Annotated in this window: 17 protein-coding genes; 10 read left to right on the top strand and 7 right to left on the bottom strand. The window is 66.9% G+C overall.

The window, feature by feature from the left end; genetic code table 11:
* Nucleotides 1–7: 7 nt before the first annotated feature.
* The 3 genes from QU595_RS17665 to carA are packed head-to-tail and all read right to left on the bottom strand — an operon-like array spanning nucleotide 8 to nucleotide 1,904.
* Nucleotides 8–391 (bottom strand): helix-turn-helix transcriptional regulator, encoded by a 384-nt coding sequence (locus tag QU595_RS17665; protein ID WP_315924247.1) that lies wholly within the window; start codon nucleotides 389–391, stop codon nucleotides 8–10.
* A 14-nt stretch (nucleotides 392–405) separates the two neighbouring features.
* A complete protein-coding gene (locus tag QU595_RS17660) occupies nucleotides 406–657 on the bottom strand; it encodes a plasmid stabilization protein (protein WP_315924245.1) in 252 nt (83 codons plus the stop codon).
* Nucleotides 658–701: 44 nt separating this feature from the next.
* A complete protein-coding gene (carA, locus tag QU595_RS17655; RefSeq protein WP_410000523.1) occupies nucleotides 702–1,904 on the bottom strand; it encodes a glutamine-hydrolyzing carbamoyl-phosphate synthase small subunit in 1,203 nt (400 codons plus the stop codon).
* A 220-nt stretch (nucleotides 1,905–2,124) separates the two neighbouring features.
* On the opposite strand from carA, the gene QU595_RS17650 reads away from it, so the two are divergent.
* Entirely contained in the window at nucleotides 2,125–2,574 is a 450-nt protein-coding gene (locus tag QU595_RS17650) for a GatB/YqeY domain-containing protein (protein WP_315924241.1), read from the top strand.
* A gap of 50 nt (nucleotides 2,575–2,624) precedes the next feature.
* On the opposite strand, the gene QU595_RS17645 is transcribed toward QU595_RS17650, so the two are convergent.
* From QU595_RS17645 to QU595_RS17635, 3 genes are all read right to left on the bottom strand, one after another.
* Nucleotides 2,625–2,915, bottom strand: a complete 291-nt coding sequence (locus tag QU595_RS17645; RefSeq protein ID WP_315924239.1) for a hypothetical protein — start codon at nucleotides 2,913–2,915, stop codon at nucleotides 2,625–2,627.
* Between the two features lie 193 nt (nucleotides 2,916–3,108).
* Entirely contained in the window at nucleotides 3,109–4,293 is a 1,185-nt protein-coding gene (locus tag QU595_RS17640; protein WP_315924237.1) for an MFS transporter, read from the bottom strand.
* A gap of 201 nt (nucleotides 4,294–4,494) precedes the next feature.
* The gene (locus QU595_RS17635) at nucleotides 4,495–6,162 is read right to left on the bottom strand and encodes a Na/Pi cotransporter family protein (RefSeq protein ID WP_315924235.1); all 1,668 of its coding nucleotides are present in this window, start codon (nucleotides 6,160–6,162) and stop codon (nucleotides 4,495–4,497) included.
* A gap of 424 nt (nucleotides 6,163–6,586) precedes the next feature.
* Here QU595_RS17635 and QU595_RS17630 point away from each other — a divergent pair, with 424 nt between their 5' ends.
* From QU595_RS17630 to QU595_RS17590, 9 genes are all read left to right on the top strand, one after another.
* Entirely contained in the window at nucleotides 6,587–6,958 is a 372-nt protein-coding gene (locus tag QU595_RS17630) for an RcnB family protein (protein WP_315924233.1), read from the top strand.
* A gap of 159 nt (nucleotides 6,959–7,117) precedes the next feature.
* On the top strand, nucleotides 7,118–9,097 hold the full coding sequence (dnaG, locus tag QU595_RS17625) for a DNA primase (RefSeq protein ID WP_315924525.1): 1,980 nt from the start codon (nucleotides 7,118–7,120) through the stop codon (nucleotides 9,095–9,097).
* A 67-nt stretch (nucleotides 9,098–9,164) separates the two neighbouring features.
* Nucleotides 9,165–9,347, top strand: coding sequence for a hypothetical protein (locus QU595_RS17620; protein WP_315924231.1), 183 nt, complete (start codon nucleotides 9,165–9,167; stop codon nucleotides 9,345–9,347).
* A gap of 87 nt (nucleotides 9,348–9,434) precedes the next feature.
* Nucleotides 9,435–11,450 carry an RNA polymerase sigma factor RpoD gene (gene rpoD, locus QU595_RS17615; protein WP_315924229.1) on the top strand — a complete coding sequence of 672 codons (2,016 nt, stop codon included), beginning with the start codon at nucleotides 9,435–9,437 and terminating at the stop codon, nucleotides 11,448–11,450.
* 433 nt (nucleotides 11,451–11,883) lie between these two features.
* On the top strand, nucleotides 11,884–12,177 hold the full coding sequence (locus QU595_RS17610; RefSeq protein ID WP_315924227.1) for a GYD domain-containing protein: 294 nt from the start codon (nucleotides 11,884–11,886) through the stop codon (nucleotides 12,175–12,177).
* Nucleotides 12,178–12,363: 186 nt separating this feature from the next.
* Nucleotides 12,364–12,975 carry a LysE family translocator gene (locus tag QU595_RS17605; protein WP_315924523.1) on the top strand — a complete coding sequence of 204 codons (612 nt, stop codon included), beginning with the start codon at nucleotides 12,364–12,366 and terminating at the stop codon, nucleotides 12,973–12,975.
* Nucleotides 12,976–12,997: 22 nt separating this feature from the next.
* The gene (locus QU595_RS17600) at nucleotides 12,998–13,414 is read left to right on the top strand and encodes a secondary thiamine-phosphate synthase enzyme YjbQ (protein ID WP_315924521.1); all 417 of its coding nucleotides are present in this window, start codon (nucleotides 12,998–13,000) and stop codon (nucleotides 13,412–13,414) included.
* Between the two features lie 175 nt (nucleotides 13,415–13,589).
* Entirely contained in the window at nucleotides 13,590–14,240 is a 651-nt protein-coding gene (locus QU595_RS17595; protein WP_315924225.1) for a PadR family transcriptional regulator, read from the top strand.
* A 138-nt stretch (nucleotides 14,241–14,378) separates the two neighbouring features.
* Nucleotides 14,379–14,684, top strand: coding sequence for an HlyU family transcriptional regulator (locus tag QU595_RS17590; RefSeq protein ID WP_315924223.1), 306 nt, complete (start codon nucleotides 14,379–14,381; stop codon nucleotides 14,682–14,684).
* A gap of 34 nt (nucleotides 14,685–14,718) precedes the next feature.
* Here QU595_RS17590 and QU595_RS17585 read toward each other — a convergent pair whose 3' ends face one another.
* On the bottom strand, nucleotides 14,719–15,690 hold the full coding sequence (locus QU595_RS17585; RefSeq protein WP_315924221.1) for a S1C family serine protease: 972 nt from the start codon (nucleotides 15,688–15,690) through the stop codon (nucleotides 14,719–14,721).
* Between the last annotated feature and the right edge of the window lie 79 nt (nucleotides 15,691–15,769).

Below are 15,769 nucleotides of genomic sequence, written 5' to 3'. Positions count from 1 at the left end.
TTACGGACTAACCGTCGATCCAGTCCTTGGGCACCTGCAAAACGCCGGCCAGCTTCTCGACGGTTTCGGCGGAGGCCGTGCGGCGGCGGCTTTCCAGATCCGACAGGAAGCCCTGCGTCAGTCCCGCGCCGTCCGCCAACGCATCTTGGGTCATGCCGCGCCATTTGCGCAGAGCCCGCAGACGGCTTTCGCCCCGCAGCACGGCCAGCGAAAGCTCCGCCGGCAGCGGTTCGCCTTCCGACAATTCAGCCTTGCGCGCATCGTAGATGGCGACATCGGCCGCGTCCTCGGCGGCCTCTTCCGCCGCATGGAGAAGCGCTTCATAGTCGGCCTTCGACAGGACGACCAGTTCCTCGCCGCCGGGAGTTTTGATGATCTGAGGAGCGCCCATCTCGTCTTCTCCTTTCAGTTCCGGCGATAGGTCGTCGTTTCGCGCTTGCCGATATAGATCGCCAGGATCGTCGTCTTGTCTTCATCGAAGATGACGCGATAGCGGCCGATGCGCAGCCTGTAGCCATCGCGTCCGGCAAGGCGCTTCACATCCCCCTTGCCGTCGACGGCATAATCGATCAACGCCTCCGAAACCTGCCGACGCGGCTCCTCGGGAAGATTGTCGAGATCGCGAGCAGCCGAGGCGATCAGGACGATCGTCTTCACGGCGTGAATATAGCTATATTATAGCGGAAACTCAATGAGTATGATCAGCGCTCCGCCAGCGCCGGCTGACCCTTGCGCTCGCGCACCAGATTGGCGAAGCGGCGGAACAGGTAGTGCGAATCCTGCGGGCCGGGCGAGGCCTCGGGATGGTGCTGCACGGAGAACACGGCCTTGCCCGCCAGCGTGATGCCGCAGTTGGAGCCGTCGAACAGCGAAACGTGAGTCTCCTCAACACCTTCCGGCAGCGACTTGGAGTCGACGGCGAAGCCGTGGTTCATGGAGACGATCTCCACCTTGCCGGTGGTGTGGTCCTTGACCGGGTGGTTGGCGCCGTGATGGCCCTGGTGCATCTTCACCGTCTTGCCGCCGACGGCCAGCGCCAGCATCTGGTGGCCGAGGCAGATGCCGAAGAGGGGCAGGTCGGTCTTCAGAAGATCCCTGATGACCGGCACGGCGTATTCGCCGGTGGCGGCCGGGTCGCCGGGGCCGTTGGACAGGAAGATGCCGTCCGGCTTCATGGCGAGGATGTCTTGCGCCTTGCTCGTGGCCGGCACCACGGTGATCCTGGCGCCGAGCCCGGCCAGCAGGCGCAGGATGTTGCGCTTCACGCCGTAGTCCACGGCGACGATGTGCATGGTGGGTTCGTCCTGTTCGCCGTAGCCTTCGTTCCACACCCAGGGCGTTTCAGCCCACACGGACGACTGGCCCGAGGTGACTTCGCTGGCGAGGTCCAGTCCCACCAGCCCCGACCAGGCGGCGGCCTGCCGCTTCAGGTCCTCGACGTCGAACCTGCCGTCCGGCGCATGGGCGATCACGGCATTGGCCAGGCCCTTTTCGCGGATCAGCGCCGTCAGCGCGCGGGTGTCGATGCCGGCGAGCGCCACGATGCCGCGCCGCTTCAGCCATTCGTCCAGATGGCCGGCGGCGCGATAATTGGACGGGTTGGTGACGTCGGCCTTGAACACGGCGCCCACGGCTCCCGCGCGTGCGGCGGGGTGCAGGTCCTCGATGTCCTCGTCATTGGTGCCGACATTGCCGATATGGGGGAAGGTGAAGGTGACGATCTGGCCGGCATAGGAGGGATCGGTGAGGATCTCCTCGTAGCCGGTGAGCGCCGTGTTGAAGCACACTTCGGCGACCGCAGAGCCGGTGGCGCCGAGCCCTCGGCCCTCGATCACCGTTCCGTCTGCCAGCACCAGGAGCGCTGTTGGGACTTCGGTGGTCCAGGGGGCGGTGGCCATGGCGATGCTCCATCGGTTGCCGCGCCGGGCTGCGCATGCTGGCCCGTTCGCGCGGCAAAAGGCACGGTGCGGCGAAAGTCGCTGCCTCCGTGCACGATCAAAATTCAGTGCATGCAAGGCCCGCTTCATAAGTGAAGGCGTCCGGACGGTCAATTGCCGGGGCAAGGACATGCGGATATTTATCTTGCCTGGACAACGGGAACTGGCCGACAGGCAGGAGAATGCGATGCGCGACAGAATAGCCGACGACGTGAAGGCCGCGATGAAGGCGGGCGACAAGCCGCGCCTTTCGACGCTGAGGCTGATCCAGTCCGCGATCAAGGACCGCGACATCGCCAATCGCGGCACCGGCAAGGAGGCCGCGAGCGACGACGAGGTCGTGCAGCTGCTGGCCAAGATGGTGAAGCAGCGCGAGGAATCGGCCAAGGCCTTCGAGGATGGCGGCCGGCCGGAACTGGCGGACAAGGAGCGGGAGGAGATCGCCGTCATCCGCGAATTCCTGCCCAGGCAGATGGACGAGGCGCAGACGCAGGCGGCAATCCGCGCCGCGATCGCAGGGACGGGCGCGGCCGGCATCAAGGACATGGGCAAGGTGATGGCCGCCCTGCGGGAGCAATATGCCGGGCAGATGGATTTCGGCCGGGCAAGCGGCATGGTCAAGGCATTGCTGCAATAGCGGCCTTGTTCCGGCAGGGCGCGGACCCTGCCGGAACGGCAGACCGTGGATCAATAGCCTCCACCGGCGCCGGAGCTGCTGCCGCCGGCATTGCCGCCGGTGTTGTCCATCGGCGCCTGCGTCGTGTGCTTGACCTTGCGCTTGTGCGACGTCTTCCTGTGCTTCTTATGCTTTTTCACCACGGGCGCGGTCGTGGACATGCCCCCGGAAGCGGAGGAATCGCTCGAGGAGGACATGCCCGTGCCGTAACCGGCGGCGCTGGCGGTGCCGACGCCCGCTACCGGCATCGACACGGCGAAGGCGAACGCCATGGCGAGAGCGCTGAGGAGGGGCTTCTTCATGGGTCTTTCCTTTCGTTTCCCGGCCGGACGAGCGTTCCGGGCCGGATGCCCGGATCGCCATCGCGTGCCGCAGGCAATCGCCCCGTCTCGTGAAAACGAGGCGATTGCTGGAACTAACGGAAAAACGCGGCATATGTTTCCTGCCGCGCCCGCGGAGGGCGGCGACCGGCTGCGGATTTTTTTTGGGCGGCTCCTATCCGGCCGTGGCGGGCAGCGGCGGCTTGGCGCCGCTGCGCAGTTCCGCCATATAGGAGGCGATCGCGACCGCCACGGCCAGGACGATGGCCGCCGCGCCGAACAGCGGCAGGCTGCGATAGCCATAGCCGGCGTCGAGCACGGTTGCGCCGAGCGAGGCCGCCAGCGCGATGCCGACATTGAAGCCGGCGGGAATGAGCGAGGAGGCGAGGTTGGCGGCATCCGCCGTCCAGCCGAGGATGCGCGTCTGGACCGCCGTGCCGATCGAGAAGTTCAGCCCGCCCCATGCAAAGATCGCCGCGACCATCGGCAGCGGGTAGGGGGCGGCAAGGTAGAGCGCGGCAAGCATGAGGGCCTGCAGGGCGAGCATGACGGTGAGCGACGGCATCAGCTTCCAGTCCGACAGCCGGCCGCCGGCGAAGACGCCGGCGGTCGCGCCGACGCCGTTGAGCAGCAGCACCCACGGCACCCAGCGCGCGTCGAGCCCGGTGACCTGCTGCAGGAGCGGGGTGATGTAGGTGTAGGGGCCGAACTGGCCGATCATCAGCATCAGCATGACGATCAGCGAGGTCCAGACCTGCTGGCGGCCCAGCACCCGGACCTCCCCGGCAAAGCCGGCGGGATTGCGCGGCGCGCCGACCCTGCGCGGCAGCAGCGCCGCCATGGCGACGGCCGACAGGACACCCAGCGCGCCCATCACCCAGAAGGTGGCGCGCCAGCCGAAGGCGTTGCCGATAGCCGTGCCCGCCGGCACGCCGATGATATTGGATACGGTCAGTCCCGACAGGATCAACGCGATGGCGCGGCCGCGCTGGTTTTCCGCGACGAGCGAGACCGCCACCACCATGGCGACGCCGAAGAAAGTGCCGTGGGCCACCGCCACCGCCACGCGCAGCGCCAGCATGGCCGCGAAATCGGGCGCCAGCGCGCAGGCGACCTGGCCGACGGTGAACACCGTCACGAGGCCGAGCAGCAATGTCTTGCGCGTGAGCTTCGGGGTGGCGAGCGTCAGCAGCGGGCCGCCGATGGCGATGCCCAGCGCATAGCCGGAAACCAGATAGCCGGCGGTCGGGATGGTGACGCCGAGGCCGTCCGCCACTTCCGGCAGCACGCCGGCGATAACGAATTCCGTCGTGCCGAAGGCGAAGGCAGCCAGGAAGAGAGCGATGAGCGGAAGCGGCATGATTTGCGACCGGCGGCGAAACGGAACTGGCGTCAAACCACGGGTTCGGTTTCCAGGCAATCGAGAAATCGTGCAGGTGGATTCAGCTTTGCTGCATCGCTGCCGCCGGCTGCGCCCGGCCGGGCATGACGGCCTTGCGTTGGGACCGGCCACCGGGATTGAGCCCGGCCAAAAGCCAGGCAACCGGTGGCGAAAAGACGCTCAGCTCGCCTTCAGCCGCGTGCCGGAAAGCAGGCCCTGCTCCTCCAGCACCGGATAGGCGATGGAGGCCAGCAGCGAGTTGATCTGCTTGAGGTCGCGGATGGTGTCGAGGTGGATCGAACTGGTCTCGATCGATTGCGGCGTGCCGTCGCGCAGGCGCAGGAAATGGCTCTGGCTGGTTTCCTTCTCGCGGTCGCGCAGCAGGTCCTTCTCCAGCACGATCTGGCGCGCGGTTTCGGGATCGCGCGAGACCAGCACGTTGAAGGCCATGCGGGCATTGGCGAGCACCGAAGCGTGGAAGGCGGCCAGTTCGCGCCAGCCCTCGGGCGTGAACTCCAGCCCGTGCTCGAGCTTCTTGCGCACCTGGACGAGCATGTTGCGCACGATGATGTCGCCGACCTGTTCCAGCTTCACGCAGGCGCCGAGCAGTTCCTGGCAGCGCAGCGCCTCGGCTTCCGTCAGCGGGTTCCTGGTGATCTTGGCGAGATAGAGCTTCACCGCCGCGTGCTTGGCGTCGACGCGGTCGTCCAGCGCGGCCAGCGCCTTGATCCTGTCCTCGTCGGCGTCCTCGTAAAGCTCGATGATGCGCTTCAGCATGATCTCGACCGTCTCGCAGATGCGCACCACCTCGCGGGTGGCGTTGCCCAGCGCCTGCGTGGGCGTGTCGAGGGCCGATTCGTTGAGCGCCGAAAGCTCCGTCACCTGCAACGCGTCGGGCTTGTCCTGATTGCCCAGCGCCACGATGGTCTCGGAGGCGCGATAGACAAGGCCGGCCAGCGGCAGGCCGGCAAGCAGGATGATGACGTTGAACAGGATGTGGGCGTTGACGATCTGGTCGGAAGCGGTGGCGCCGATGAAGGCGACGTTCGGCTTGAAGGTCATGAACAGGATGAGCATGACCACCGAACCCGCGCCCCGCATCAGGAGGTTGCCGATGGGCACGATGCGGACCGCTGCGTCGGCCGTGCGCGTCAGCATCGGCGCGATGATCGAGGAGCCCAGATTGACGCCGAGCACCAGCACCACGCCGAGCTCGGGCGTGATCAGGCCGCGCCCGGCCAGGGTCGCCATCAGGAGCACGGCGGCGATGGACGACTGGAACAGCCAGGTGATGACCGCCGCCAGCAGGAAGGCGGTGACGGGATCGCCCGAGAAATAGTTGATGATGACCGGCATCAACTCGCTTTCGCGCAGCGGCTCGGACGCCTGGCCGATCATCTCCAGGGACAGGATCAGCAGGCCGACGCCGACGAGGATGCGGCCGATCTGGCGCCAGTCGCGCCGCTCGGTGGCCATGAACATGAAGGTGCCGGCGATCAGGCACAGCGGCACCAGCAGGGTGAGGTCGAAGGTGAGCAGCTTGGTGACGATGGCCGAGCCGATCTCGGCGCCGCGCACGGCGAGCTGGCCGGCCGCGCCGGAGACGATACCCGAGCCGGCGAAGGAGCCGACCAGCAGCGTGACGGCCGTCGAGCTTTGCAGGGCGATGGCGAGGCCGGTGCCGGTGAGCACGGCCATGATCGGATTGCGCATGGTGGCGCGCAGGCGATGGCGCAGCACGTCGCCATAGGCGCGCTCGACGCCGGTCTTGACCATGCGGGTCGCGAACAGCATCAGCGCGACCGCGCCGGCGAGGTGGATGAGGACGATGGAACCGCTGCCGCTCATGCCCCGCACCCCGGCGCCCGTGAGCCCGTCCCCAGCCCCCTGGACGATAGCCGGCTAAGGCCGCGCGCCGCGGAAAACGGCGAGGCGCAATGGTTGGGGAGGATACGAATCATTTGCAGGTACTGGCTTTCAGGCTCGCAGAACAGATTAGCCGGGAAATTGTTCCTGTCCAGTTTACGGGACATTTTTCACCGGGCGGACGGGCCTAACGGAAACGGCGCCGCGATGCAATGGCCGGCTGCCGCAGCGGCAGCCTTCCGGAACCGCGCGCAACGACGCCTTTTCAGCGTCCAGAGGCGCGGCGTACATTAATCAGCAGCCTCAAATATAGGGAATCATTACGAATTTGTAAGGGAGGCGTTCAGTTTCGGTTCATTCATCGGGCCTTATCCCTCGGGTCATCGACAACCGAGGAGTACCACTCATGAAACGTCTTGCCCTAGTCGCCGTCGCCGCTTCGATGCTGGCCATGCCGGTCATGCAGGCCGAGGCGGCCCCGCTGGCGCAGCCGACGATGCCGCAGTCGCACCTCGCCCAGGTCGACTGGAAGAAGTCCGACCATCGCGATTACCGCTCCGACAGGCGCGTCGTGGTCAAGAAGAAGGTGGTGACGCGCTCGCATTGGCAGCGCGGCCAGAAATATCGCGACTGGCGCCGCTACAAGGCCGTGCGCGACTACAACCGCTACGGCCTGCGCCGCCCCGGCCCCGGCCAGCACTGGATCCGCGTCGGCAACGACTACCTGCTGGTCAGCGCGCTGACGGGCATCATCGCCGGCATCACCGCCGCGCACTGATCGCAAGCCCTCCAGTCAGACGGGAAGGCGGCCCTCCCTGCGGGCCGCCTTCTCTTTTGTCGGGATACCCTGTGAAAACCGGGCATGGCCGGCGGGCGCATCGCTTTAGGAGTCGTGCTGGCGGCGCGGGGCGACTATATGGGTTCAAAAGAGTTGCCCATGCGCTTTCCGCCCGCCTTTCTCGACGAGATCCGCGACCGCGTGCCGATTTCGGCCGTCATCGGCACGCGCGTGTCCTGGGACCGCAAGAAGACCAACGCGTCCAAGGGCGATTTCTGGGGCTGCTGCCCGTTCCACGGCGAGAAGACGCCGAGCTTCCATTGCGAGGACCGCAAGGGCCGCTACCATTGCTTCGGCTGCAGCGTTTCGGGCGACCATTTCAAGTTCCTGACCGAACTGGACGGCCTGAGCTTCCCCGAGGCGGTGGAGCGCATCGCGGACATGGCCGGCGTGCCGATGCCGGCGCGCGACGTGGCCGAGGAGCGGCGCGAGCGCGAACGCGCCAGCCTGACCGACGTGATGGAAATGGCGACCGGCTTCTTCCAGGAGCGGCTGCAATCGGCCGACGGCGCCAAGGCGCGCGCCTATCTGCGCGACAGGGGGCTGACCCCGGCCACCCAGCAGTCGTTCCGGCTGGGCTATGCGCCCGACAGCCGCAACGCGCTGAAGGAGTTCCTGGCTTCGAAGGGCGTCGAGAAGACCCAGATCGAGGCCTGCGGGCTGGTCGTGTTCGGCACCGACGTGCCGGTCTCCTACGACCGTTTCCGCGACCGCATCATGTTCCCGATCCCGGATTCGCGTGGGCGTATCATCGCCTTCGGCGGACGGGCCATGTCGCCGGAGGTTTCGGCCAAGTACCTCAACTCGCCGGAGACGGAGCTCTTCCACAAGGGCAACGTGCTCTACAATTTCGCCCGCGCCCGCAAGGCGGTGGCGCGCGGCGGCCCGAACGGCGCGGGAACCGTCATCGCCGTCGAAGGCTATATGGACGTGATCGCGCTGGCGCAGGCCGGTTTCGAGAACGTGGTGGCGCCGCTGGGCACCGCGCTTACCGAAAACCAGATGGAGTTGCTGTGGCGCATGGCCGGCGAGCCGGTGCTGTGTTTCGACGGCGACGGCGCCGGGCTGAAAGCCGCATGGCGCGCGGCCGACCTCGTGCTGCCCGCGGTCCAGCCGGGCCGCACCGCGCGCTTCGCGCTGCTGCCGGAGGGCAAGGACCCCGACGACCTGGTCAAGGCCGAGGGGCCGGACGCCTTCCGCGCCGTGCTTTCGGAGGCGCGGCCGCTGGCCGATCTCCTGTGGATGCGCGAGACGTCGGGCGGCGTGTTCGACACGCCCGAGCGACGGGCGGAACTGGAGAAGACGCTGCGCGAGCTGACCGGGCGCATCCAGGACGAGAGCGTGCGCTTCCACTACAATCAGGAAATGCGCGAGCGCGTGCAGAGCTTCTTCGGCGCGCAGCGCAACGGCGGCCGCCAAGGCCAGAACGGCCGGGGGCAGGGCTTCGGCGACAAGCGGCAGGGCGGCGGCCAACGGGGCGGCCAATGGGGCGGGCAGTGGGCGCGCGGCGGCGCAGCGCACCGCAGCCCCATCACCGAAAGCCTCGGCCGCTCGGCGCTGGTCAAGCGCGCGGGGGAGGCGATGTCGGTGCGCGAGGCCTCCATCCTGGTGGCGCTGGTCAACCACCCGGCGCTGATCGACGAGAATTTCGAATATGTCGAGTTCCTCGATCTCGCCAACAGCGATCTCAGGAAGCTGCATGCGGTGCTGCTCGATGCGCTGGCGCACGACATGGCCGGCGACCGGGCGGCCGTGGTCGAGGCCATCGACCGGGCCGGCTGCCGCGACATCTGGGAACGGGCCGTGGCGCTGATGCACCGGGCGCGGCAGTGGCCGGCTCTGGAGGGCGCGGCGATCGAGGACGCGCGCGACGCCTTCGCCCAGGCGCTCCACTTGCACCGCAGCGCCCGCACCTTACATAGGGAGCTGAAACAGGCCGAGGCCGCGCTGGCCAGCGATCCGACCGACGAGAATTATCGTCATCTGGTCGAAGTCCAGGCGCAGTTCCGCGACGTGCAGGCCACCGAGGCGCTCATCGAGGGCTTCGGCGTGTCGTCGGGGCGCACGGGCCGAAGCTAGACCGATAGTCAGTGAATTGCCGATTCACGGCGGAGAGGGCAATTGATTCGCTTTTTTGGGGCGAATCATGCCAGAGGCGCTTGACCTTGCGCCAGATTGGCGGAATCAGGACGATTCGAGATTGTTGATAGCGGCATTGATTGCATCGACCGACGAGACGATGGACAACGCCGGCACTGGACGGGACGCGATGCCCGCCACAGATATCAGGGTTAATCTGGACTTAAGTGAGATGCGGTTAGTGGGCTGACAGGCGCGTTTTATGGCGAGCGAATGTGATTCGCCTGATCGGCAGCGAAGCGGCCCGGATGGATAGGCCGCCTGGAGAAGATAAAGAATGGCGACGAAGGAAAAGGAAGAGGTCGAGAACGAACGCGAGGGCACGACCGACGGCCCATTGCTCGACCTTTCCGACGATGCTGTCAAGAAGATGATCAAGGCCGCGAAGAAACGCGGCTATGTCACCATGGACGAACTGAACTCGGTTCTGCCCTCGGAGGAGGTGACCTCCGAGCAGATCGAGGACACCATGGCCATGCTTTCCGACATGGGCATCAACGTCGTCGAGGACGACGAGCAGGGCGAGGAAGCCGAAGGCGACAGCAACGACGGCGAGGAAGAAGCCAACGAGCTTGCCGAGCAGACCGGCACCGCGGTCGCGGCCGTCGCCAAGAAGGAGCCGACCGACCGCACCGACGACCCCGTGCGCATGTATCTGCGCGAGATGGGTTCGGTGGAGCTTCTGTCGCGCGAAGGCGAAATCGCCATCGCCAAGCGCATCGAGGCCGGCCGCGAGACCATGATCGCGGGCCTGTGCGAGAGCCCGCTGACCTTCCAGGCCATCATCATCTGGCGCGACGAGCTCAACGAAGCCAAGATCCTGCTGCGCGAGATCATCGACCTCGAAGCCACCTATGCCGGACCGGAAGCCAAGCAGGCGCCGGTGGTGGAGCGCGTCGAGGAAGACGCCAAGCCCAAGGCCGACGAAAAGCCGCGCCGCGCCTCTCGCGACGACGACGACATCACAAATGTCGGCGGCGACAACCGCGCGGAGGAGGAAGAAGAGGACGAGGACGAGGCCAACCTGTCGCTGGCGGCCATGGAAGCCGAGCTTCGCCCGCAGGTGATGGAGACGCTGGACGTCATCGCCGACACCTACAAGAAGCTGCGCAAGCTGCAGGACCAGCAGGTGGAAAACCGGCTGGCGGCCGCCGGCACGCTGTCGCCCAGCCAGGACCGCCGCCTCAAGGAGCTGAAGGACCAACTCATCAAGGCGGTGAAGTCGCTGTCGCTCAACCAGGCCCGCATCGAGGCGCTGGTCGAGCAGCTCTACGACATCAACAAGCGGCTGGTGCAGAACGAGGGCAAGCTGCTGCGGCTGGCCGAAAGCTACGGCGTGCGCCGCGAGGAGTTCCTGAGGGAATACCAGGGCTCCGAGCTCGACCCGAACTGGACGCGCTCCATCGCCAACCTGACCTCGCGCGGCTGGAAGGAATTCCACCAGAACGAGAAGGAGACGATCAAGGAGATCCGCTCCGAGATCCAGAACCTCGCAACCGAGACCGCGATCTCGATCCTGGAATTCCGCAGGATCGTGAACCAGGTGCAGAAGGGCGAGCGCGAGGCGGCCATCGCCAAGAAGGAGATGGTGGAGGCGAACCTGCGCCTCGTCATCTCCATCGCCAAGAAATACACCAATCGCGGCCTGCAGTTCCTGGACCTGATCCAGGAAGGCAATATCGGCCTGATGAAGGCGGTGGACAAGTTCGAGTACCGGCGCGGCTACAAGTTCTCGACCTACGCGACATGGTGGATCCGGCAGGCGATCACCCGTTCGATCGCCGACCAGGCCCGCACCATCCGCATCCCGGTGCACATGATCGAGACGATCAATAAGATCGTGCGCACCTCGCGCCAGATGCTGCACGAGATCGGCCGCGAGCCGACGCCGGAGGAACTGGCCGAGAAGCTCGCCATGCCGCTCGAAAAGGTGCGCAAGGTGCTGAAGATCGCCAAGGAGCCGATCAGCCTCGAGACGCCGGTGGGCGACGAGGAGGATTCGCACCTCGGCGATTTCATCGAGGACAAGGGCGCGATCCTGCCGATCGACGCGGCGATCCAGGCCAACCTGCGCGAGACCACCACGCGCGTGCTCGCCTCGCTGACGCCGCGCGAGGAGCGCGTGCTGCGCATGCGCTTCGGCATCGGCATGAACACCGACCACACGCTGGAGGAAGTCGGCCAGCAGTTCTCGGTGACGCGCGAGCGCATCCGCCAGATCGAGGCCAAGGCGCTCAGGAAGCTCAAGCATCCGAGCCGTTCGCGCAAGCTGCGCAGCTTCCTGGACAGCTGAGGCTTTACAGGAAAAGACAATCGCAAAGCCCGGCCTCGGCCGGGCTTTTCTTTTGCGCGGCCTTGCCGGTGGTTCTGCCCCGCCGGTGTCGTCTTCACCGTTCCGGCATGGATCCCGGCTCGCGCCTTCGCTTCGCTCATGATTGGCCGGGATGACGGGTCGGGACGGTGCTGGTCCGTGCATCCAAGCGTCAGCGTTGGAGAATGCGGTGGTGCTCCCTCCCGTCGACCTCGAAGCAAGCGTAGCGAACGCAGAGTGCCGGGAATCCATGCCGGAACGGAGAAGCTGCAACACGGCCACCGATGCAGTCTGCAACAGGCGGGTGATGGCGCTCGCGGCCCGACAGGTCCATAATCACCGGGTGCGAGGGGTGCTAGGACCGGCGCCGCGCAGGCGGCCTCATCCGCGTCACGGCACCGGAGGGAGGTGAGACGTGACAACCTACATCATGCTTCTGAACTGGACGGATATGGGCGTGAAGAACGTGCGCGAATCGCCCAGGCGGCTGGACGCCGTCCGCAAGCAGCTCGCCGAGATGGGCGGGGCCTTCAAGGAGTTCTACCTGACCATGGGAGAGTACGACATGGTGGCGGTGTGCGAGGCGCCCGACGATGCGGTGGCGGCGCGCTTCGCGCTGCAGATCGGCGCCGGCGGCAATGTGCGCTCGCATACGCTGAAGGCGTTCCCCGAAGGCGCCTACCGGGAAATCATCGCCTCGCTCGGCTGAGACATGATGGCGGCGCGCTGGCAAAGAGAGTCAACGCGCCGCCTTATGCTGTTGATCCTGAACGGTCCTGCCCGTTTCGGCAGCGGCGGCGTTGCGGCATTGCGCGCCGCTGTCTCGCCGGATAGGCTTGCCGGGCCGGGCGGTCCCGTTCGCAAGGACCGGACGGTCTCATTCGCAAGGGCCGCCATGTCGATCGAGTTCCTGCTGACCACGCTGATCATCGTCGCCTCGCCGGGCACCGGCGTCGTCTACACGCTGGCGGCGGGGCTGTCGCGCGGGGCGCGGGCCAGCGTGCTTGCCGCCTTTGCCTGCACGCTGGGCATCGTGCCGCATCTGGTCGCCGCGCTCACCGGCCTGGCAGCCCTGCTGCATGCCAGCGCGGTGGCCTTCGAGGTCGTGAAATATGCCGGCGTCGCCTATCTCCTCTACATGGCGTGGCAGAGCCTGCGCCAGCACGGCGCGCTGAAGATCGAGGACAGGCCAGATGCCCGCAGCGCCCGGCAGGTGGTGACCGACGGCATCCTCATCAACCTGCTCAACCCGAAGCTGTCGATCTTCTTCGTCGCCTTCCTGCCGCAGTTCATCGCACCGGGCGAGCCGCAGGTCCTGGCGCGCATGCTGGAACTGTCCGGCGTATTCATGCTGGCCACCTTCGTCATTTTTTCGATCTACGGGTTCTGCGCGGCCGCCATGCGCGACCGGGTCGTGGGCAGCCCGCGCGTCATGGCCTGGATGCGGCGCAGCTTCGCCGCGGCCTTCGTCGCGCTCGGCGCGCGGCTCGCCTTGCAGCAGCGCTGACGGGGAGGCGAAGCTGGCCGGCCTGCAGACGCTCCTCGCGCTGGCGACGGACGGGGCCGGGCTCTACGAGTTCACCGACCGGGCGGAGCGGTTCGTCGGCGGGGCGGGCATTGAAACGGGCCTGCTGACCGCCTTTGTGCGCCACACTTCCTGTTCCCTGCTGATCCAGGAAAACGCCGATCCTGACGTGAAACGCGACCTTGACGCCTTCTTCCGCCGGCTGGTGCCGCCGGCCGACGACCCGGCCATGGACTATCTCGTGCACAGGCTGGAAGGGCCGGACGACATGCCGGCCCATATCAAGGCGGCCCTGACGGCGACCTCGCTGTCGGTGCCGGTCACGGGCGGGCGACTGGCGCTCGGCACGTGGCAGGGCCTCTATCTGTTCGAGCACAGGCAGCATCCGCACCGGCGCGAGATCGTGCTGCATCTCGCTTGAGGGCCGCGGAAAGCTTTCCCCCTTCCGGGTGCCCCGCCATTTTCCGATTTCCGTGCGGATCGTTATTGCTGGCGTAGCTAAACAGCATTTCGATGCATCGTAAGATATATCTTGACTCCAGTCGCGGGCGAGCTTATTTGCGATATATCTTACGACATAACGAAAGGAGAATCGCATGCATGGACGACATCACTTCGCGGAGCATGGCGCGCGCGCTTTCTGGCTGATGGCCGGACGCGGCGGGCGAGGCGGGCCGTTCGGCGGGCCGGGCATGCGCGGCGGCGGTCGCGGCGGCCCCTTCGACCGGCTGCGCGCCGGGCGCATGCTGGGAGACGGCGACCTGAAGCTCATCGCGCTCTATCTGCTCGACGAGGCGCCGCGCCACGGCTACGACATCATCAAGGCGCTGGAGGAGCGCTCCAGCGGCATCTACAGCCCCAGTCCCGGCGTGGTCTATCCGACGCTCACCTTCCTCGAGGAAGCCGGTTACGCCTCGTCCTCGGCCGAGGGGGCCAAGAAGGTCTTTTCCATTACGGCAGAAGGGAAGGCGTATCTCGCCGAAAACCGCGAACTGGTGGAGCGCGTGCTCGCCCATCTGGAGCGCTTCGGCCGCAAGATGGCCGCCGCGCGCGAATGGTTCGGCTGGGACGATGCCGAGGAGCATCGCGGCCGCGGCGACAAGCGCAACCCCGAGCTTCGCGACCTGCGCCGCCGCCTGCGCGCCGCGCTGGCCGAAATCCTCGACGGGCCGGCCGAGCGGCAGGCGGAAGCGGCCGACATATTGCGGCACGCGGCCGAGGCGCTCGAGGCGCTTTCGCAGGACTGACGGCCGGAACGCGCGGTGCGACGATGGAGCGCCGCTCCGCCTCCCGGCCTTGCCGGAGCGCGAAAGGACCGGTACTGACAACCGTCCCGCCCTATATGTCATGGGAAGGGGCGGTTGCAGTCGCCCGAGGAGGTCGCCATGTCATTCCTGAAACGTCTTTTCGGCGGCGGTTCGTCCGAGGCAGCCGAGGCCGGTGCGTCCGCGCCCGCCAAGGCCGCAAAGCAGGTCGAGCACAAGGGCTTCACCATCGCCGCCACGCCCTACAAGGAAGAAGGGCAGTACCAGACCTGCGGCGTCGTCTCCAAGGAGATCGACGGCGAGGTCAAGGAGCACCGCTTCGTCCGCGCCGACCGTTTCGCCGGGCTGGACGATGCCGTGGAAGTTTCGATCCGCAAGGGCATCCAACTCGTGGACGAGCAGGGCGAGCAGATTTTCGGCGGCTGACCCGTTTCCAGGGCGGGGCCGGCCCGGCAGGGGCCTAGCCGTTCCTCGCCGTCGGCATCACCGTGATCTGGCTGACGCCGGTGCGGCGCAGCACCTTGCAGGCGGTTTCGCGGCCTATGCGCCCGGCATCGAGCAGCCGCACGAGGTCGTCCACGCCGGTGATCGCATGGCCGTCCATGGCGGCGATGATGTCGCCTTCCTTCAGGCCGGCCTGGGCTGCCGGTCCTTCCGGTTCGACGCTGCGCAGCCGCACGGCGCTCCTGCTGGAAACCTGCGCCAGCAGCGCGGCACGGCGCGGCAGCGCGACCGTATCGGCCGAAACGCCGATGAAGGCGCGGCGCACGCGGCCGAAGCGGATGATCTCCGAAATGACGAAATTGGTGGTGTTGGAGGCGACGGCAAAGGCGATCCCTTGAGCGCCCCGGATCATGGCGGTGTTGACGCCGATGACCTCGCCGCCCGAGGACACCAGCGGGCCGCCGGAATTGCCGGGATTGAGCGGCGCGTCGGTCTGGATCACGTCGTCGATCAGGCGGCCGGTCGCGGCGCGCATGGAGCGGCCGATGGCGGAGACGACGCCGGCGGTCACCGTCCATTCGAAGCCGAGCGGATTGCCGATGGCGATGGTGATCTGGCCGCGGCGCAGCAGCTTGGAATCGCCGAGCGGCGCGATGTCGGTGAAAGCGCCGTCGGCACGCACCAGCGCGATGTCCGTGTCCGGATCGCTGCCGAGCACGCGGCCCTCGCAGGACGAGCCGTCCGGCATGGCGACACGCACGGCGCGCGCGTCGCCCACGACATGGGAATTGGTGACGATCAGCCCGTCCGGCGAGATGACGAAGCCGGAACCCTGGCCGCCTGCCTGCCGCGCGCTGGCTGCGGGCGCGATACGCTCGATGCGGCAGACGGCCGGGCCGATGCGGTCGACCGCGTCGGCCACCGTCGCCGAATAGGCGTCCAGCAGCAAGGCATCGTCGGGGCGGGTGTCGGGGGCTGGCAGGGCCATGGCGGTCATCCCATGTCGAAAGAGGACAAGATGCCTATATGTGCGGAGCGCGCATGGGGGCTGCGACCTGACCGGATGG

The organism is Mesorhizobium sp. SP-1A (assembly GCF_032460275.1).
GTDB lineage: Bacteria > Pseudomonadota > Alphaproteobacteria > Rhizobiales > Rhizobiaceae > Mesorhizobium.
The sequence above is the reverse complement of the archived record's forward strand: the minus strand, read 5'-3'. Positions and strand labels throughout refer to the sequence as shown.